Genomic DNA, 19,202 nt, shown 5'->3' with positions numbered 1-19,202 from the left:
CGCCGCGCCAACGGTGATCACCTGTAACGCCCAGCTCCCCCAGCGGGCGGCGGGCTCACGGACGGTTGGCCGGGCGGTGCTCCCGGAGCCACGGCCACCGGCATACCGGCCGCGGCCGGCGGCGCGGCGCCCACGGCCGGTATCACGGCGCCCACGGCCGGCGTCGCAGCGGCCACGGTCGGCGGGGTGCTGCCGGGCCGTCGGGGGCTGCCCTGCGCTGGCCCAGACAGCGCCCGGCGCAGCGAGAACGTGCCCACGCCGAGGGCGATCCCGAGCAGGACGGCGACCGCGAGACCGCCGGCCCAGGCCAGCCTGCCGGGCCCGTGATGCCCGGGCGCGGATACCGAGGCGCCCACGGGCGGGGTCGGGACAGGCCGGTCGCCGGACCCGGTCGGCCCCGGAAGTGGCACGGTGACGCCCGCGGCGGCCAGCAGCGCGTCCTCGTCGGTGGCCAGCGTGCCGCCGCCGGCCCCCGGCGGGGCGGTCAGCAGCGGGTTGGCGGCGACCGGGACCGGTGGCTGCGTGAGCGCCGCCACCGGATTCACGATCCCGTAGCCGAACTGCCGGTCCCAGCCGCGCGGGCCCTTGTCGTCCGCCGTCCTGGTGAGCAGCTCGATCACGCTCGGCGCGTTCAGCTCGGGGTGCTCGGCGCGGACCAGCGCTACCACCCCGGCGACGATGGCCGTCGAGTTGCTGGTGCCGTCGATGACCTCGGAACCAGTCGGCGACAGCGCGGCCGGGACGGGCGCCCGGATGAGCGCGGCCGGCGCCGCGAGCACGGCCCGCTGGCCCGAGGCCGAGCCGGCCCAGAACTTCCCGCCGGAGTCCGAGCCGGTCACCGCGATGACGCCCGGGATGTTCGCCGGGGCGTTGATCTGCTGGTCGAGCGGGTCGGTGTCGCCGGAGTCCACGTTGCCGGCCGCGGCGACCACCACGACGTCGTGGGACAGCGCGTAGGTGACCGCCGAACGCTCGTCCGAGTCGGCCAGGCCGGGCGAGCCGAGCGAGAGGCTGACCACCTTCGCGCCGCGGTCGGTCGCGAGCCGGATTCCCTCGGCTACCTCGGACAGGTCGGTCTCTCGGCCGGTGGAGATCGAGAGGATCTTCGCGCCCGGCGCCACGCCGAGGAAGCCGGTGGCTGCGCCGTCCGGTCCGACCGGGCGCGCGGCGATGATGCCGGCCATCGAGGTGCCGTGGCCGTCCGGGTCGTCGTCGCGCAGACCGTCCGTCGCCGCGTCCGTGCCGACGCCGGCACCCGGCACCAGCGAGCCGGCGAGCGCCGGGACGGTCGGGTCAACGCCACCGTCGACGACGGCCACCACGACGCCGTTCCCGGTCGAGAGCTTGTGGGCGTCGTCGAGCCGCAGCGCGCGGGCATACCAGGACTCGCTGGGCTGCGCGGCCAGCGCTGGCGACCCACCCAGCCCGGGCCCGACGAGCAGTGTGCCGGCGCACAGCGCCGTCAGCAGCAGCCCGAGCGGTGCCCGCCGGGACGGCGCGAGGAACACGGACCCGCCCCCTGTGTCATGTCTGGTCCCGTACGGGCCTCGTGAACGGCGGGTGCGGTGCGCACCAGACAGGGAGCACGATGCCGCCAACTGTGGACGTCTGCGGATTCCGGCAGTTTTCCACAGCGATCGGCGTCGGGGCGCGGCTGGTCCCGAACCCGACATCGGGCCGGCGACTGGCTGGTGGGGTCTGGTCGGGCTGTTACGGCTTCGGCGGGCCGACGAGCAGGCCCTTGATGTACGCGGCGTGCTCCTGTGCGGTCGCGTCCTTGCCGCCGGCGCGGGACAGCACCGTCCGGCCGGCGTAGCCGGCGACGAGCATCGCGCGCATCGCGTTGACCTTCAGCGGCGCGTTGTGCTTGCGCAGATAGCGGATCATCGACGCGCCCCGCATCTGCAGCATCCAGGTCTTCGCGGCGCCCGAGCCACCGGCCCCGTGCGGCACCAGCAGGTCGGTGCGCAGCTTCTGGCGCAGCCCGGCCTCCCGGATCGCCCGGCCGAACGCCATGTCCTCGTTGTAGACGTAGAACGTCTCGTCGAAGGCGCCGAGGTCGAGGAAGGTTCGCCGGCGCAGCGCCATGCAGGCTCCGGTCAGCCACTCCGGCGCCATCTCCCGGCCCGGCGTGGGCCGGGCGAACAGGGCCGACGTCGGGACGAGCTTGTGCGCGCCGAGCACGTGCAGCAGCACCCGGCGCGGGGTCGGCTCCCAGCCGCCGTTGCCCAGCTCAGGCCGGCCGTCGTGGCCCTGCATCGTCGCCGCGCTACAGACCAGCTCCTGGTCGGCGCGCAGGTCGTCGACGAGGGAATCGATGATCTTGGCGTCCGGCCGGCTGTCCGGGTTACCGAGGATGACGTACTCGTAAGCGGACGACCGGATGCCCATGTTGGCGGCCTTGGCGAAGCCCTTGCCGCCGCCGGAGTCGACGTAGCGCCCGTTCGGCCGGTCGGCGATCAGCTCCCAGACCCGGTCGGCGCCCTTGGCGTTGTCGACGATCACGACGGGCATGTCCGCCGGCAGACCGGCGATCATCTGCTCCAGCTGCCCGCGGCTGTGGAAGCTGACGGTGACGACCTCGTAGGCCCACCCGGGGTCGCTGACCGGCTCGTCGCGTTCCCGCCTGACCGCGGTCACTGGGCCGGTCCGTAGGTCTGGGCGGGCCCATAGGTCTGAGCCGGTCCGTAATTCTGGGCCGGTCCGTAGTTCTGGGCCGAGCCGAGCGGGTCGGCGGGGTCGTAGGCCTGGTTCAGCCGCTGCGCGTCGTAGCCCGGCCCGCTGCCGAACCCCGGAGGCAGGATGATCGGGCCGGTGGCCGCGGCCTCGGGTCCGATGACAGGCTCGCCCATGCCGAGGCCGCCACGCTGGGACGGGTACCCGGCGGCGGCCGGCCGGTCCGCCGGGGAGCCGTCCGGGCCGGGGGGCCGGCCGGGCTCGGGCAGCCGGTCCGGCTTCGGCCAGACCGCGGGCCGGTCGCCGGACAGGAAGCGACGGACGCCGCCCAGCGCGACCGCCTGCAGGAAGAACACCTGGGCGAACAGGCGCGCCGGGCCGGGCAGCTGCCGCCCGGTCGTCAACGCCACCGCGCTGGCCGCGCCGGCCGCGTTACCGGCCAGGAAGAGCCGCGCGGTCCAGCTGTGCCGCGCGGCGGGGACGCTCAGCGCGACGAGGGCGACATGGGCGACCGGCCCGACCGACGAACGGACCAGCCGGTGGCCCCACAGCTGCGGGGTGACCGGCAGGGCACCCGGCGACAGGGTGTCACGGCGCCGCCACATCATGTCCAGATTGCCGGCGACGATCCGGGTGCGCCGTTCCCATTCGTCCTGGAAGGAGGGCGACGGGCCCTCGACGGAGTACGCCTCGGGCTCGTAGATCACCCGCAGGCCGCCCTCCAGCAGGTCGAGGGCGAGCCAGGCGTCGTCGACCGCGGTGTCGGCGGGCAGCGGGCGGAAGGCCGCCCGGCGGAAGGCCAGGAACTCCCCGACGACGCCGATGGTCGCGCCGGTCGCCGACTCGCACCGCTTGAGCCACGACTCGAACCGCCAGTAGAAGCCCTGCGCGCCCTGCGGGTCCTCGACCTGCTTCTCGCCCGCGACAGCGCCGACGCTCGGGTCGACGAAGTGGCGCATCGCGGCACACAGCGCGTCCGGCGCGACCGTCGCGTTCGCGTCGGTCAGCAGCACGATGTCGTTGGTGGCGGCGGAGACGCCGCGGTTGACCGCACGCGCCTTGCCGAGCCGCTCGCCGGTGGAGAGCACTCGGACGCCGGCCCGACGGGCCGCGGCGGCGGTCTCCTCGTCGTCGGCGACCACGATGATCTCGATAGGCCCGGGGTACGCGATGGCCATCAGGTCGTCCAGCTTGGCGCCGATGATCGCGCTCTCCCGGTAGGCCGCGACGACGACGCTCACCGACGGCCATTCGGCCGGGTCAGCCGGCACCTCTGGGGTAAGGCCTCGGCTTTTCAGTCCGATGTAGACCGGATACAGAACGTGACCGTACACGGTGGCCGCTCCCAGAAGGGCGACGGTCGCGCCACGGCCGAGGGCCCGAACTGCTGCCATGGGCAATAACCGTAACGGGAGCCTGTCGATGACTGGTCGATGGGGCCACCGCCCGGCGGGTTGCGCGCGGAAATTGCGTATCCGAGCAACCAGACACGCAGGGTAATCCCGCAATGTCGCACCTCGTGACAAGTGGCCACGGCGATGTCGTGCTTAGCCGTGGCATTTAGGGACATCGACAACTATGGTCGACCCCCGGCTCCACGCCCGGCCGGCCCGGCCCGGCCTCGCCCGGCGACGGGCCACGCCAGGCCCAGCGCGGCCAGGTCGGGCCTTTCGTCCCCCCGGCTACAGTGAGCGCCGTGAGCGGTGCCGAACGCTGGATCGTCGTCGTCGAGGAGCCGTTCCTTCCGATGGACGCCGGCGGCCGGGTCGAGACCTTCGGGTTCCTCACCGCCGCGTCGAACGCCGGCATCCGCATGCAGGTCCTGATCCCCACCAAGAGCGCCCTCGACGTCGACGCGGTCGAGAAGGCGGTTCCCGGCGCCGCGGTGATCCCGCTGCCCCGCGATGACAGCCCACTGGCCCACCTGCGCGTGACGCCGTACATGTACGCGTCACGGCCGGTCGGGCCGCTGCGCCGGGCGCTGCATGCCACGCCGCCGCGCGCCGACGCGGTCATCAGCTACAGCTACCGGGCCGCCCGGCTCGGCCAGGAGATCGCCCGGGTCTGGCGGCTGCCCCACCTGGTGCGGGCGCACAACATCGAGTCGGCGTTCTTCCGGGCGATGGCGCGTGGCTCGTCCGGCCCTCGCGCGGCGGCCTACGAGCTGGAGTACCGCAAGCTCCAGCTCGCCGAGCGATCGCTCGGCCACTCGCCCCTGGTCACCGCGATCGCCGACATCTCGTTGGAGGACCACGAGTGGCGCCGCCGGCGGGCCAGCGTCACCACCTTCCACCTGCCTCCGTTCCTGCCGGTGGGCGCGCTCGCGGACGACGCGTCCGCCGGATCAGCCGCGACGAGGAACCACCGGGTCCCGGGCACGGTCGTGTTCGTCGGCTCGCTGGACACCGCGCAGAACGTCGAGGCGCTGCGCTGGTTCCTGGACCGGTGCTGGGACGGAGTGCGGGCGCGTCACCCGGCGGCCGTCTTCCGCGTGGTGGGCCGCCGCCCCGAGCCGGGCCTGGCCGACTGGCTGCACGGGATTCCCAGCGTCGAGCTGCACACCGACGTGCCGAGCGTCGACGAGTACGTGGAGTCGGCGGTCGTGTCGGTGAACCCGATGCGGTCGGGCTCCGGGGTGAACATCAAGGCGATCGCGGCGATGGCGGCGGGCACGCCGGTGGTGAGCACCCGGACCGGCAGCCGGGGCCTGAGCTGGCAGGCAGCGCGTTCCGTTCCGGAGATGACGCCGTCCACGCACCTGCTGGTCGCGGACGAGCCGGCGGCGTTCACCGAAGCGGTCTGCGGGCTGCTCGCGGACCCGGTCCGGGCCGCCGACCTGGGCCGATCTGGGCGTGACTACGTTCTGCGCACGCTGGACCACACCACTCTGCTGCGGCGGATTCGCGACGAGCTGCCGAGCCGGCCGGGCACCGGCTGACGAGGCCGACCGCGAGAGGCGACGCTCCAGCCCGGCGAGCCTCAGGCCAGGGAGTGAAAGCGGTTCTGGGTCGGCTCGAGGCCCTCGGTGACCAGCGCCTCCACGGCGTCCGCCGCCCGGTCGACCAGGAACGGCAGTTCCTTGCGCTCCGGGGCGGCGAAGTCACGCAGGACGAAGTCGGCCGGGTCCATCCGGCCGGGCGGACGGCCGATGCCGAAGCGGACGCGCAGGTAGTCCCGGGTGCCGAGCGACGAGGTGATCGACCGCAGCCCGTTGTGTCCGTTGTCGCCGCCGCCGCGCTTGAGCCGGACCGCGCCGAACGGGATGTCGAGCTCGTCGTGCACGACGATCACCCGCTCGGGGTCGACCTTGAAGAACGAGCGCAGCGCCGCGACCGGCGGACCAGAGACGTTCATGTACGACCGGGGCCGGGCCAGCACGGCCGAGACACCGCCGAGCCGCAGCTGCGCCGCGTCGGCGCGTGCCTTGTGCGACCGCAGCCTGGCCCCGTGCCGCTCGGCGAGCAGGTCCACGACGAGGAAGCCGGCGTTGTGGCGGGTGCTCGCGTACTCCGGACCCGGATTACCCAGGCCGACAACCAGCCAGGCTCCGTCGTCCTCGCCAGCCATCCGCAGTCCCGCCGCAATCTTGTCCGCTTTTGCGAATTATCACTGTTGCTATTGAAAAAGCGGCGTTCCGGCGCGGATCGTCGATAGGCGATCCGCGCCGTGAACGCCGCGGCGGGTCCTGGCCGAGCTGGCCCGGCCGCGAACTACTCGGATTCGGCCGGAGCCGCCTCGCCCGTGCTCTCGGCACCCTCGGCTTCGCCGAGGCCGGCCTCGTGCTGCGCCGCCGTCGGCTTCACGAGCGCCAACGCGATGATCAGCTCGGGGTCGCCGTTCAGCACCACGTTGTCGGGAAGCTTGAGCTGACCGGCCGTGAGGTGCGAGCCGGGGCCCATGCCCGTGATGTCGACGGTGAGCGAGTCCGGGATTGCCGTGGCCGGCGCCAGCACCGAGACGGTGTTGTTCGGCTGGTCCAGGATCGCGTCCGGGTGCAGCTCGCCGGTGATGACCACCGGGACGTCGACGTTGACCTTCTCGCCCTGACGGACGATCACGAGGTCGACGTGCTCGAAGCTGCCCTTGATGGGGTGACGCTGTACGTCCTTCGGCAGCGCCAGCTCGGTGCCGTCACCCAGGTCAACGGTGAGCAGCACGTTCGTGCCGGCGTCGGTCTTGAACGCGTGCAGCAGTTCACGCTGGGAAAGTGCGATGTGTCGCGGCGGCTGGCCGTGCCCGTAAAGGACGGCCGGAACCTTGCCGGCCCGTCGGGTGCGACGAGCGCCGCCCTTCCCGAACTCGGTGCGCGGCTCCGCGACGATGCGGACCTCGGACATGGCGGTGCTCATCCTCTCGACTGACTCAGGTGCTACGGATCCAGGCGACGGCGGGTCGGTGGGGACCGACGCGTGGCTGCCGGGTCAGCGGGACCCCGGCCACTGCACAGGGCTGCGACTCATCGAGACGGAACGGCTCTCGATCACGAGCTACGGCACGAGACTGCGGACGTCACCAGGATTCCGGCTCTTCACAGTACCGGACCGTCGCCGCCGCGCCACGCCCCTCCCCTCCCGACGCACCCGGAACGCCCGGAGCCGCGGCCGCGCCACCCGGGCTCGGCTGCGCTCGGTAGCGCTCGCACCGCGCCAGGACCGGCTGGGCAAGCGGCCCCGGCCGGGCCGGATAGGTTCTCGGGCGAGCCCGCCACCCGCAAGGAGCCGAGCGATGTCCACCGAGCTTTCGACCGGATCGACGTTGTCGCCCGAGTCCTCGCCGCGCCGCGTAACCGTGCGCGCGCCGGCCAAGGTCAACCTGCACCTGGGGGTCGGGCCTCGTCGCGCCGACGGCTTCCACGAGGTCATCACCGTGCTGCAGGCCGTCGGGCTGTACGACGAGCTGACCGTCACCGACCTGGAGCCGGCCGACGGCTCCGGCGACGGACCGGCGGTCACCGCGACCGTCGAGATCAGCGGCGAGGGTGCCGTCGGGCCGGCGGGCGATCCCGCCGTGGTCCCGACCAACGCGGACAACCTCGCGGTCCGCGCGGCGCTGCTGGTCGCCGAGACCGCGGGCCTGCGCGGCCGCCGGATTCACCTCGCGATGGCCAAGGGCATCCCGGTGGCCGCGGGGATGGCCGGGGGCAGCGCCGACGGCGCCGCCGCGCTCGTCGCCTGCGACGCGTTGTGGGGCACGGGCCTGTCCGTCCAGACGCTCGCCGAGCTCGCCGCCCGCCTCGGCAGCGACGTGCCGTTCCCGCTGACCGGTGGCACCGCGCTGGGCGTCGGCCGCGGCGAGCAGCTCTCCCTCGTCGCCGCTGCCGGCGAGTACCACTGGGTGTTCGCGCTCGCCGACGGCGGCCTGTCGACCCCGTCCGTCTACCGGGAGTTCGACAGCGGCGCGACCGAGGGCCGCACGGCCGACGGCCGCACCGCGCCGACTCCGGCCGACGCGGTGCTGGCCGCCGTCGCCACCGGCGACCCGGCCGTGCTCGGTGCGGCGCTGTGCAACGACCTGCAGGCGCCGGCGATCCGGCTGCGGCCGTCGCTCGGCGACGTGCTGGCCGAAGGCCGCGCACTCGGCGCACTCGGCGCGCTGGTCTCCGGCTCCGGCCCGACGACGGCCTTCCTCGCCCGCGACGCGGCCCACGGCGCCGATCTCGCCGCCGGTCTCGCGGCGAGCGGCCTGGCCCGCGCCGTCCGCGCGGCGACCGCGCCGGCCCCCGGCGCGACCGTGCTCTAGCCGGCCTGCTCGGACAGTTCCAGCCAGCGCTCCTCCAGGGCGACGATCTCGGCCTCCAGGTCGCCGACCGCCTTGGTGATCCGCAGGACACCCTCGTAGTCGGCGGGGTCGTGGTCGGCCAGGTTCTTGTGGGCCGTCGCGACCTGGCCGGCGAGCCGGTCGAGGCGACGCTCCGTCGCGGTGAGCTCCTTCTGCGCCGCGCGCAGCTCGGCGCCAGCCAGTTTCGGCGTCACGGGGGCGCTCCCGCCGCGGCCGTTGCCCGCCGGGGCGCCACCCTTCGCGGGGGCCACCGCGGTCGACGAGGCGCCCGAGGCCCGCAGCCGCAGGTACTCGTCGACGCCGCCCGGCAGGTGCCGCAGCCGGCCGTCCAGGATCGCGTACTGCTGGTCGGTCACCCGCTCCAGGAAGTACCGGTCGTGCGAGACGACGAGCAGCGTGCCCGGCCAGGAGTCCAGGACGTCCTCCATCACCGCGAGCATGTCGACATCGAGGTCGTTCGTCGGCTCGTCGAGGATCAGGACGTTCGGCTCGGCCAGCAGCACGAGCAGCAGGTGCAGCCGGCGGCGCTGGCCACCGGACAGGTCGAAGACCCGGGCCGAGAGGTGCTCGCGGGCGAAGCCGAGCCGCTCCAGCAGCTGCCCCGGCGTCAGCTCCTTGCCGTCGATCATGAAGGTCGTCTTCGTCCGGGCCAGGACCTCGCGCACCCGGTCGCCGGCGACCTCGTCCAGCTCGCGCAGCCCCTGGTCCAGGACGCCGATCCGGACGGTCTTGCCGGTCTTCACCGTCCCCGCGGTCGGCGCGAGCGTGCCCGCGACCAGCGAGAGCAGGGTGGACTTGCCGGCGCCGTTCGCGCCGAGCAGGCCGGTCCGCTCGCCGGGCCCGACCCGCCACTCGATGTCCCGCAGGATTGGCCGGCCGTCGAACGAGACCGAGACGTCCAGCAGGTCGACGACGTCCTTGCCGAGGCGCGCCGTCGCGAGCCGCGAGAGCTCCAGCCGGTCACGCGGCGGCGGGACGTCCGCGATGAGCGCGTTCGCGGCGTCGATCCGGAACTTCGGCTTCGAGGTGCGGGCCGGCGCGCCACGGCGCAGCCAGGCGAGCTCCTTGCGCATCAGGTTCTGCCGCTTGGCCTCGCTGGCCGCCGTCTGGCGGTCGCGTTCGACCCGCTGCAGCACGTAGGCCGCGTAACCGCCCTCGAAGGGCTCGACGATCTGGTCGTGCACCTCCCACGTGGCGGTGCAGATCTCGTCGAGGAACCAGCGGTCGTGCGTGACGACCAGCAGTCCGCCGGCCGTCCGCGACCAGCGGCGCTTGAGATGGTCGGCGAGCCAGGTGATGCCCTCGACGTCGAGGTGGTTCGTCGGCTCGTCCAGGATGATCACATCCCAGTCGCCGACGAGCAGGGCGGCGAGCGCGACCCGGCGGCGCTGCCCGCCGCTGAGGGTGCCGACGGTGGCCGCCCACGGGACGTCCGTGACAAGGCCCGCGATGACGTCGCGGACCGCCGGGTCGCCGGCCCACTCGTGCTCCGGACGATCACCGACGATCACCTGGCCGACGGTGTGCGCCGGGTCGAGCGTGTCGGCCTGGTCGAGCACACAGACCCGCACCCCGCCTCGGCGGGTGACCCGGCCCTCGTCGGGCGTGATCCGGCCCGACAGCATGCCGATCAGGCTGGACTTGCCGCCGCCGTTCTGGCCGACGATCCCGATCCGATCACCCTCGTTGACGCCGAGGGTGATCGAGTCGAAGACGACGCGGGTCGGATACTCCAGATGCAGTGCTTCCGCGCCAAGTAGATGGGCCACCGGCCTAGCCTACGGGCGACGAAACGCAACCAAGATCTCGATCCGGGCGCGAAAACCCAACCAAGATCCCGACCCTGGATAGACGCCCGCCTCGTAACTCCGCGCCTCCCCCGAACCAGCTAGGCGAGGGCGCTCAGCGCCCGAGCCAGGCAAATCGGCCAGAGGCGCGGAGCGCCGTGTCTGGCCGATGCCTTAGTTGGCGGGGGCCGTCGCAGACAGTTTGGCGAGGCGGTCGCGGGTGGGGCGGCGGACGTCGGTGATCAGGCCGGTCAGCTCCATCGTCTTGATGATGTAGAAGCTGGAGTCGATCTGCCAGGGCCGCACGCCGTGGCGGGCCGAGGTCGGCTCGGCGTGGTGCAGGTTGTGCCAGGACTCGCCCATCGACGGCAGGCACATCCACCACACATTGCCGGAGCGGTCGCGCGACTTGTACGGGTGCTTGCCGGCGACGTGGCAGATGCTGTTCACCGACCAGGTGGTGTGATGCAGCAGCGCCACCCGGACCAGGCCGCCCCAGAAGAAGGCCCGAAGCGCGCCCTCGAAGGAGCCGTCCCAAAGCCCGCCGATCAGGGCCGGCAGCGCGAGGCTGACGAACGCGCAGAAGGCGAACGTCCGGCTGACGCGCACGATGTCCTTGTCGTCCAGCAGGTCCGGCGCGTACTTGCGCTGGTCGGTCTGCTCGACGTCGAAGAGCCAGCCGATGTGCGCGTGCCACAGGCCCTTCGTCAGCGCCCGGGTGCCGGGGCCGTAGCGCCACGGCGAGTGCGGGTCGCCCGCCTGGTCGCTGTGGGCGTGATGGCGCCGGTGGTCGGCGACCCAGCGGATGACCGGGCCCTCGATCGCCATGTTGCCGCAGACGGCGAGCGCGATCCGGACCGGCCGCGAGGTCTTGAAGCCGCGGTGGGTGAAGTACCGGTGGAACCCGACCGTTACGCCGTGGCCGGTGATGGCGTACATGAACGCGGCGATCACCAGGTCGTGCCAGGTGATCCAGTGGTCCCACAGCAGTGGGATCGCGGCGACCACCGCCGCGATCGGAACGAGGATGATGCTGGCCAGCACCACCTGCTCGGTCCGGGCCTTGATCATCCAGCGGGGGACGCTCGTGTGCTCGCTGGAGGGCGCGCTGGAGGCGCGGGTGGTGGGAACCGCGCTCAGGTCCACTCCACCTCGCCGATCCGGCGGGCTGGAATCCGTAGGCTGCACCGTCTCGGTCGTGCTCATCGCGGCATCCTGTCTGTCGCGGCAGGTCCACACATTGGTCCTCTTGGGCTCACGGTAACGGTCGTCGGGGTGCCCCCGTGCGCGTGCCGGCAACCGTCACGCAAACTCTTTCGGTCCTCTTGTGGCCTCTTACTACCCGTCCCCCGTGCCGTTACCGCCTGCCTGGAGATACGAGCTGGTAGTGACGTTCTGTACCCGCCCGAACATCCTGCCAACCGCCCGTATACCGCAAAATCGTTACTTCGGCCACCGATCCGACCAAGGGCGCCACACCAGACAACCCACCTGCGCCACAGCCGCGGAACCGTCGGGCCGAACTCAACCCAAACGCGAGGGGAGATCCGACAAGACGCCAGACGATGGCCTACTTGCGGGTAACAGCGCCGTGGCGCTGCTGGCCACAAGCAAGCACCAGCGCGCGGGCCGCTTTGCTCAGCACACGAACCGCCAGCCCCGAAACGATCCGCCACCGACCAGGGCGAAAAAGGTCCCAGCGGCCACAGGCTAATGCCGGCCGAAGCGCGGAGAAGGCCGAGTAACGAGTGCCACCGGCCAGCGTCTACCCACGAGTGGGATTAGGACCGACGAGCGAATCTCCTGTGCTGGGCACCCGCGTCCGGCCCTGGGAACAATCAGAAGCCGCCAGCGCGGCCGACCAGGGGCCGGCAAACCAGGAAGGCCAGCTCCGCCGCCACGACTCGAACGTGGACTAAGAGAACCAAAATCTCCTGTGCTGCCGATTACACTACGGCGGACCGTGAAATCAGAAGAAGTCTACCATCGCCCGATCGAGGGTACAGAATTTACCGTCGCGCACCGAGTCCTGACGCGGCCGGGTTGGCGGGGTTCCCAGGCGCCCGTCGGGCTTGCGGCGGTCGGTCTCAGCGCGGCCCGGCGAAATGACGACGAGGTCACCGGTCCGGGAGTACCTCGCTAGTAGGGTGTGACGCGTCGGCGGCGGCGCGGGCCCGGCCCGCCAGGCCGAGGCGCCGGCAATCGGCCGCGGCCGGCCCCCTCGCGCCAGCCACGGACGCTTCGACCGTCACTCCTTGGTTGACCTGTCGCACTGGTTGACCGTCGCGGAGCCGGGGTCGTCCCCGGCGCGGATCTCTACGGGAGCGCTCGTGACCCAGGCACGTCTGTCGGCCGCCATCGTCCTCGCGGCAGGCGCCGGGACGCGGATGCGGTCCGCGACCCCGAAGGTGCTGCACCGCGTCGCCGGGCGGACGCTGCTCGATCATGTGCTCGCCGCCGCGGCGCCGCTCGGTGCTTCGCACAGCGTCGTGGTCGTCGGACACGGCCGGGAGGCGGTGGCCGCCTCCGTGGAGGGGCGTCCGGGGCTGCGCACGGTCGTACAGGACCGGCAGGCCGGCACTGGGCACGCGGTCCGGGTGGCGTTGGGGGTGCTGGAAGGGCTGCGCCCCGCAGACCTGGTGGCGGTGCTGCCCGGGGATACCCCCCTGCTCACGTCGGCGACGCTGGCGGCGCTGCTGCGGCTGCATGCGGACAGCCGGGCGGCAGCGAGTCTGCTGACCGCGCTGGTGGACGACCCGACCGGCTATGGTCGGATCGTCCGCGCGCAGGCGACGGTGGCCCGGCCCCGCGCCCAGACCGACGCCCCGGCGAGCGAGGTCCAGGCAACGGCGGGCCAGGACTGGGATCGGGCCGCGGCGGCCGGCTCGGTCCGGGCCGTCGTCGAGCAGCGGGACGCCGACCCGGCGACCGCGGCGATCCGCGAGATCAACGCGGGCGTCTACGTCTTCACCGTCGGCGCGCTGCGTTCGGCGCTGGGCCGGTTGACGACGGACAACGCGCAGGGCGAGGAGTACCTCACCGACGTGATCGGCCTGCTGGTCACCGACGGGGAGACCGTGTCGGCGCACGTTGCGCCGGACGCCGCCGAGACCGCCGGGGTCAACGACCGGGTGCAGCTGGCCGCGGCGGGGGCCGCGCTGCGGGTCCGGCTCGCGCGGGCCGCGATGCTCGCGGGCACCACGATCGTCGACCCGGCGACGACCTGGATCGACGCCGACGTGACCTTCGAGCCCGACAGCACGGTGCTGCCGAACACCCACCTGCGCGGCGCGACCCATCTCGCGACGGGCAGCGTCGTCGGCCCGGACACCACGTTGACCGACACGACCGTCGAGGCGGAAGCCTTCGTGGAACGCAGCACGGTCACCCAGTCGTGGATCGGGCCGGGCGCCGGCGTCGGGCCCTACGCCCACCTGCGGCCGGGAACCCGGCTGGGCGCGAACGGCCGGATCGGCGCCTACGTGGAGACGAAGGCCGCCGAGATCGGCGCCGGGACGAAGGTGCCGCACCTGGCCTACGTCGGCGACGCCACGATCGGGGAGCGCTCGAACATCGGCTGCAGCACGGTGTTCGCGAACTACGACGGGGTGCACAAGCACCGGACCGTGATCGGTTCGGACGTCAAGATCGGCAGCGACACGGTGCTGATCGCGCCCGTCGTCGTCGGCGACGGTGCGTACACCGGTGCCGGGGCCATCATCAAGCAGGACCTCCCGCCGGGCGCACTCGGCATCACGGAGGGACGGCAGCGCACCATCGAAGGATGGGTCGAGCGCTCCCGGCCCGGGACGGCGGCCGCCCTGGCCGCCCGCCGGGCACAGGAGACGTCGGCGACAAAAGAGGCACCCGCGGCCAGTGAGCCGCTAACCATGAACTAGGGCACATCACTCGTCTACGGCCCCGGATCGCTGGCGCGCCGCCACGGTCCACGGAAACCTAGATGGCTGGTCGTGGCCTACATGGGCCGGAGGACACGTCAAGGAGTAACGCGGTGGGCTACCAGACGGAGAACCGGCGCAACCTGATGCTCTTCACGGGCCGAGCCCACCCGGAGCTCGCGGCCGAGGTGGCGTCGACCCTGGGTGTGCGCACGGTGCCGACCAGCGCCTACGACTTCGCGAACGGGGAGATCTTCGTTCGGTTCCAGGAGTCGGTGCGCGGCTGCGACGCGTTCGTACTGCAGGCGCACTCGGCCCCGGTGAACACCTGGCTGATGGAACAGCTGATCATGGTGGACGCGCTGAAGCGCGCGTCGGCCAAGCGGATCACCGTGGTGGCGCCGTTCTACCCGTACGCGCGGCAGGACAAGAAGCACCGCGGTCGGGAGCCGATCTCCGCGCGGCTGATCGCCGACCTGTTCAAGACCGCCGGAGCGGACCGGCTGATGTCCGTCGACCTGCACACCGCGCAGATCCAGGGCTTCTTCGACGGCCCGGTGGACCACCTGTTCGCGCTGCCGCTGCTCGCCGACTACATCGAGCGCAAGGTGGACGCCGCCGAGGTCACCATCGTCGCGCCCGACTCGGGTCGGGTCCGCGTCGCGGAGCGCTGGACCGACCGGCTGAGCTGCCCGCTGGCGATCATCCACAAGCGCCGCGACAAGGACGTCCCGAACCAGGTCAAGATGTTCGAGGTCGTCGGCCAGGTCGCCGGGCGGACCTGCGTCATCGTCGACGACATGATCGACACTGCCGGCACGATCACCAAGGCGGCCGAGGCGCTGAAGGCCAACGGTGCCGCGACGGTGATCGCCGCGGCGACCCACGGCGTGCTGTCCGGCCCGGCCATCGACCGGCTGAAGAACTCCCCCATCAGCGAGGTCGTGCTGACCAACACGCTGCCGCTGCCGGCCGACGCCCAGATCGACAAGATCACCGAGCTGTCGATCGCCCCGCTGCTGGCCGCCGCCATCCGCGAGGTCTTCGAGGACGGCTCCGTCACCAGCCTCTTCGGCGGCGACGCTTAAGCGGTCGGCCGCCCCAGACGGGACGTAACCCAGATCCCGACCCTGGACAAGCGCCCACCTCGGCTTTCTCCCTCAGCCCCGAACCGCGCAGGGGAGGGCGCTCAGCGCCCGCACCAGGCGGGGCGGCCGGCGGGCGCTCCGCGCCCGTTCCGGCCGACCCGCCATCAAACCCAGCCGGGGAACCACATGCGGGCGCGCCAGCCGGAGAGCGGGATCATCTGGTCCGAGAGGATCGGGTAGAAGTACGCGAACAGCAGGACGGTGGCGATCAGGTAGACGCCGACGGTCAGGGCGCCCACGAGCCGCCTGGCGTCACCGGCGTCCCGGGGGCCGAGCGCGAGGCCTGCCATCGCGGTGGTGCCGAGGACCAGGAACGGCAGCAGAGGCAGCGCGTAGAAGAAGAACATCGTCCGGCTCGGGAACAGCTCCCACGGCAGGAACGACGTGCCGAAGCCGACGACGACCAGAGCGGCCCGCCAGTCCCGGCGCCACGCCCACAGCACGATCATCCCGACCAGGCAGGCGGTCCCGACCCACCAGACGGCCGGGTTGCCGATCGCCAGGATCTCCTGCGAGCAGCCGTCGGCGGCATGGCAGACCATGCCGCCGATCTGCGACTTCTGCCCGGTCGACGTCCCGACGTAGTCGTACGGCACCGGTCGGCCCAGGATCAGCCAGCTGAACGGCGCCGACTTGGCCGGGTGCGGGGCGTCCAGATGCTCGTGGAACTGCAGGATCGCGTGCTGATACGCCCACCAGCCCCGCCACATCGCGGTGAAGCCGTTGCCGTACTGATGACGGTCATAGCCACCATCGGTGACGAACCAGCCCGTCCACGTCCCCAGGAACGTCGCGATCGGCAACGGCACATAGCAGCCGAACCAGGCCGGCAGATCCCGGCGCAGCGCACCGCGGATCGGCGCCTTCGCGCCGGCCGTCCGCCTGGCGCCGACGTCCCACGCGATCGCCAACGCCGCGAACCCGACCAGCGTGTACAGGCCGCTCCACTTCACCCCCATCGACGCACCCAGGAAGAACCCGGCCGCCAGCCGCCACGGCCGCAGCCCCAGCCGCGGGCCGAACCGCAGGTCCCGGGCCAGCGCACGGTCGAGGGTCCGGCCCTCGGCGGCCACCGAGGCCGCGACCAGATCCGGCCCCAGACCCAGCGCCACCACCCGATCAGCCAACCTCGCCCGGCCCTGATCCCGATCCAGCACCAGACACGCCAACGCGAGCACGATCAACGACATCAAGAAGATGTCCAGAATCCCGATCCGACTCTGAACGAACTCCAACCCATCGAAACCAAACGCGATCCCGGCGAAGCAACCCAGCAGCGTCGACCGGAACATCCGCCGCGCCACCCGGATGAGCACCAGGACGGCCAGGGTGCCGAAAAAGGCGGACGCGAACCGCCAGCCCAGGTAGGGATCGCCGTGGGTCCGGCCGGTGCAGTCGATATAGCCGAACAGCTTCTCCGACCCGGCCATGAACCACTTGCCCAGCGGCGGATGCACCACGTACCCGGCAGAGGCAGGGTCGCAGCCGGTCTTGGAGCCCCAGTCCCGGGTGTCGACCTCGTAGCCGTGGGTCAGCAGGCCCCAGGAATCCCTGGTGTAGTAGACCTCGTCGAAGTAGATCCGCTTGGGCTCGGTGATCCGCCACAGCCGCAGCACACCGGAGATCAACGTGATCGCCAGCGCGGACAGCCAGCCGACCAGCCGGTCGGTCGGCATCGGCGGGCACAGCCGGTCCCGTAACGCGGACACGGCAGCGCCGGGCTGGGCCGGTGTCCCCGGCGAGACGTCTTCGACCGGGGTCGGCTGGACCGTCGTCGCCATCGTCACGGCCATAGCCTAATGGGGCTGCACCGATCCCATCTGTGCTGGATTGGTGTCCGCCGCCCCGGGCACTGGTCGGCCGGTCTCGTGGCACCGCGCGTCAACGGGCGACGACCCAGCCCGGGAACCACATGCGGGCGCGCCAGCCGGACAGCGAGATCATCTGGTCGGTCATGATGGGGTAGAAGTACGCGAACAGCAGGACGACCGTGATCAGGTAGACCCCGAGCGCGAGCGCGCCGAACAGGCGCCTGGTATCGGAGGCCTCCCGCGGGCCGATGGCCAGGCCCGCCGTCGCCGTGATGCCGAGGACCAGGAACGGCAGCAGCGGCAGCGCGTAGAAGAGGAACATCGTCCGGCTCGGGAACAGCTCCCACGGCAGGAACGACGTGCCGAAGCCGACGACGACCAGGGCGGCCCGCCAGTCCCGCCGGCACACCCAGAGCCCGATCATCACCAGCAGGCAGGCGGTGCCGACCCACCAGACGGCCGGGTTGCCGATCGCCAGGATCTCCTGCGAGCAGCTGTCCGCGGCGTGGCAGGTCTGCCCGCCGTACTGGGTCGTCTGGCCGTAGCCGGTACCGATGTAGTCGTAGGGAACCGCCCGGCCGAGAACCAGCCAGCTGAACGGCGCCGACTGAGCCGGGTGCGGGGTGTCCAGATGCTCGTGATAGTTCAGGATCGCCCGCTGGTAGGCCCACCAGCCGCGCCACATCGCGGTGAAGCCGTTGCCGTACTGATGACGGTCATAGCCACCATCGGTGACGAACCAGCCCGTCCACGTCCCCAGGAACGTCGCGATCGGCAACGGCACATAGCAGCCGAACCAGGCCGGCAGGTCTCGCCGCAACGCTCCCAGCAACGGCGCCTTCGCCCCGGCCGTCCGACGAGCGCCCACATCCCACGCGATCGCCAGGGCCGCGAACCCGACCAGCGTGTACAGGCCGCTCCACTTCACGCCCATCGACGCACCCAGGAAGAACCCGGCCGCCAGCCGCCACGGGCGAAACCCCAGCCCCGGCCCGTACCGCAGGTCCCGGGCGAGGGCAGGCGCCACCTGGGCGCCCGAGCCCTGGGCCGCCACCGACGCCACGACCAGATCCGGGCCCAGCCCCAACGCCGCCACCCGGTCAGCCAGCCGCGCCCTGCCCTGATCCCGATCGAGCACCAGACACGCCAGCGCGAGCACGATCAGGGTCATCAAGAAGATGTCCAGAATCCCGATCCGACTCTGAACGAACTCCAGCCCGTCGAAACCAAACGCGATCCCGGCGAAGCAACCCAGCAGCGTCGACCGGAACATCCGCCGCGCGACCCGGATGAGGACGAGGACGGCCACCGTTCCGGCGAACGCCGACGCGACCCGGAAACCCAGCCAGGGATCGCCGTGGGCCTGGCCGGTGCAGTCGAGGTAGCCGAACAGCTTCTCCGACGCGGCCATGAACCACTTGCCCAACGGCGGGTGGACCACGAACCCGGAGCCGATGCAGCCGGTCCCCGGCTTGCCACCCCATCCCTCGGTGTTGACCTCGTAGCCCTTGGTCAGCAGGCCCCAGGAGTCGCGGGTGTAGTAGACCTCGTCAAAGTAGATCTTCTTGGGCTCGGTGATCCGCCAGAACCGGAGGAAACCGGCGAGGACGGTGATCACCCCGGCGGCCAGCCAGCCGAGGACCCGGTCGGTCGGCATCGGCGGGCACAGCCGGTCTCGCAGCGGCGACCAGGGCGCCGACCCGCCCGTTGGGGTTCCCGTCGCGGAACCGCCCGGACCGTCGTCCCCGTGGGTCAGGCGGGCCGTCGTCGTCACCGTCACGCAGACAGGGTAGGACGGGCGCCTACCGGCCCCCGGAATCGCTCCCGGATCCGCGGGCCCACAGTGATACCGCTGGCTCCCGCGGCAGCGGGCGCGGGAACTCTGCCTAGTCTTGACCTCCGGCGGTCAGGACGTCTGAGGTCCGCGCGACGGACGGGCGCCACCGCGGCGGCGGGCATGGCGTCAACGTGGAGCGGAGCGAGCTGGGATGACCGGGGTGCTGATCGTGTGCGGGGCGCCGATCGGGGGGCCCCCGGGCCCCGGCCCCCCCCGCCGCGCGGGGGTGGGCCCCCCCGCGGTGGGGCGCCCCCCCCGCCCCCCCC

Annotated in this window: 13 protein-coding genes; 4 read left to right on the top strand and 9 right to left on the bottom strand. The window is 72.2% G+C overall.

The genetic code is table 11. From position 1 onward, the window contains the following. Positions 1-17: 17 nt before the first annotated feature. The 3 genes from I6A60_RS04575 to I6A60_RS04565 form a co-directional block, all read right to left on the bottom strand. Complete coding sequence (locus tag I6A60_RS04575; protein WP_203014711.1) at positions 18-1,508, bottom strand: S8 family serine peptidase; 1,491 nt, start codon at positions 1,506-1,508, stop codon at positions 18-20. A gap of 202 nt (positions 1,509-1,710) precedes the next feature. After that, entirely contained in the window at positions 1,711-2,640 is a 930-nt protein-coding gene (locus tag I6A60_RS04570; protein ID WP_203014712.1) for a glycosyltransferase, read from the bottom strand. Continuing rightward, positions 2,637-4,070, bottom strand: coding sequence for a glycosyltransferase family 2 protein (locus I6A60_RS04565; RefSeq protein ID WP_203055566.1), 1,434 nt, complete (start codon positions 4,068-4,070; stop codon positions 2,637-2,639). Before I6A60_RS04565 ends, I6A60_RS04570 begins: the two co-directional genes overlap by 4 nt. 302 nt (positions 4,071-4,372) lie before the next feature. Between I6A60_RS04565 and I6A60_RS04560 the strand changes: the two genes are divergently transcribed. Further along, the gene (locus I6A60_RS04560) at positions 4,373-5,614 is read left to right on the top strand and encodes a glycosyltransferase (RefSeq protein ID WP_307873529.1); all 1,242 of its coding nucleotides are present in this window, start codon (positions 4,373-4,375) and stop codon (positions 5,612-5,614) included. A gap of 41 nt (positions 5,615-5,655) precedes the next feature. Here the strand turns inward: I6A60_RS04560 and pth are convergent, their stop codons facing one another. Both pth and I6A60_RS04550 read right to left on the bottom strand, forming a co-directional pair. Beyond that, entirely contained in the window at positions 5,656-6,243 is a 588-nt protein-coding gene (pth, locus tag I6A60_RS04555; RefSeq protein WP_203014715.1) for an aminoacyl-tRNA hydrolase, read from the bottom strand. Between the two features lie 143 nt (positions 6,244-6,386). After that, the gene (locus I6A60_RS04550; RefSeq protein ID WP_203014732.1) at positions 6,387-7,013 is read right to left on the bottom strand and encodes a 50S ribosomal protein L25/general stress protein Ctc; all 627 of its coding nucleotides are present in this window, start codon (positions 7,011-7,013) and stop codon (positions 6,387-6,389) included. Between the two features lie 388 nt (positions 7,014-7,401). Between I6A60_RS04550 and I6A60_RS04545 the strand changes: the two genes are divergently transcribed. After that, entirely contained in the window at positions 7,402-8,415 is a 1,014-nt protein-coding gene (locus tag I6A60_RS04545; protein WP_203014716.1) for a 4-(cytidine 5'-diphospho)-2-C-methyl-D-erythritol kinase, read from the top strand. On the opposite strand, the gene I6A60_RS04540 is transcribed toward I6A60_RS04545, so the two are convergent. Both I6A60_RS04540 and I6A60_RS04535 read right to left on the bottom strand, forming a co-directional pair. Continuing rightward, entirely contained in the window at positions 8,412-10,223 is a 1,812-nt protein-coding gene (locus tag I6A60_RS04540) for an ABC-F family ATP-binding cassette domain-containing protein (RefSeq protein WP_203014717.1), read from the bottom strand. The genes I6A60_RS04545 and I6A60_RS04540 overlap by 4 nt on opposite strands. A 192-nt stretch (positions 10,224-10,415) precedes the next feature. Then, positions 10,416-11,447: an acyl-CoA desaturase gene (locus I6A60_RS04535; protein ID WP_203014718.1), complete on the bottom strand. Its 1,032-nt coding sequence runs from the start codon at positions 11,445-11,447 to the stop codon at positions 10,416-10,418. Between the two features lie 1,124 nt (positions 11,448-12,571). On the opposite strand from I6A60_RS04535, the gene glmU reads away from it, so the two are divergent. Together glmU and I6A60_RS04525 are read left to right on the top strand one after the other, a co-directional pair. Further along, complete coding sequence (glmU, locus tag I6A60_RS04530) at positions 12,572-14,140, top strand: bifunctional UDP-N-acetylglucosamine diphosphorylase/glucosamine-1-phosphate N-acetyltransferase GlmU (RefSeq protein ID WP_203014720.1); 1,569 nt, start codon at positions 12,572-12,574, stop codon at positions 14,138-14,140. A 113-nt stretch (positions 14,141-14,253) separates the two neighbouring features. Further along, on the top strand, positions 14,254-15,228 hold the full coding sequence (locus tag I6A60_RS04525) for a ribose-phosphate diphosphokinase (RefSeq protein ID WP_307873528.1): 975 nt from the start codon (positions 14,254-14,256) through the stop codon (positions 15,226-15,228). Positions 15,229-15,392: 164 nt separating this feature from the next. On the opposite strand, the gene I6A60_RS04520 is transcribed toward I6A60_RS04525, so the two are convergent. Both I6A60_RS04520 and I6A60_RS04515 read right to left on the bottom strand, forming a co-directional pair. Continuing rightward, complete coding sequence (locus I6A60_RS04520) at positions 15,393-17,069, bottom strand: dolichyl-phosphate-mannose--protein mannosyltransferase (protein ID WP_238434773.1); 1,677 nt, start codon at positions 17,067-17,069, stop codon at positions 15,393-15,395. Positions 17,070-17,169: 100 nt separating this feature from the next. Further along, entirely contained in the window at positions 17,170-18,879 is a 1,710-nt protein-coding gene (locus I6A60_RS04515) for a dolichyl-phosphate-mannose--protein mannosyltransferase (protein ID WP_374113374.1), read from the bottom strand. Positions 18,880-19,202: the final 323 nt, after the last annotated feature.

It is taken from the genome of Frankia sp. AgB1.9, from assembly GCF_016786355.1.
Taxonomy (GTDB): Bacteria; Actinomycetota; Actinomycetes; order Frankiales; family Frankiaceae; genus Pseudofrankia.
This window is presented reverse-complemented; position numbering and strand designations above follow the sequence as displayed.

Excerpts from the sequence above, each read along its gene's own strand:
- I6A60_RS04520 (WP_238434773.1), bottom strand. The coding sequence starts at position 17,069 with ATGGCGACGACGGTCCAGCCGACCCCGGTCGAAGACGTCTCGCCGGGG.
- I6A60_RS04565 (WP_203055566.1), bottom strand. The coding sequence starts at position 4,070 with ATGGCAGCAGTTCGGGCCCTCGGCCGTGGCGCGACCGTCGCCCTTCTG.
- I6A60_RS04535 (WP_203014718.1), bottom strand. The coding sequence starts at position 11,447 with ATGAGCACGACCGAGACGGTGCAGCCTACGGATTCCAGCCCGCCGGAT.
- pth (WP_203014715.1), bottom strand. The coding sequence starts at position 6,243 with ATGGCTGGCGAGGACGACGGAGCCTGGCTGGTTGTCGGCCTGGGTAAT.
- I6A60_RS04550 (WP_203014732.1), bottom strand. The coding sequence starts at position 7,013 with ATGTCCGAGGTCCGCATCGTCGCGGAGCCGCGCACCGAGTTCGGGAAG.
- I6A60_RS04545 (WP_203014716.1), top strand. The coding sequence starts at position 7,402 with ATGTCCACCGAGCTTTCGACCGGATCGACGTTGTCGCCCGAGTCCTCG.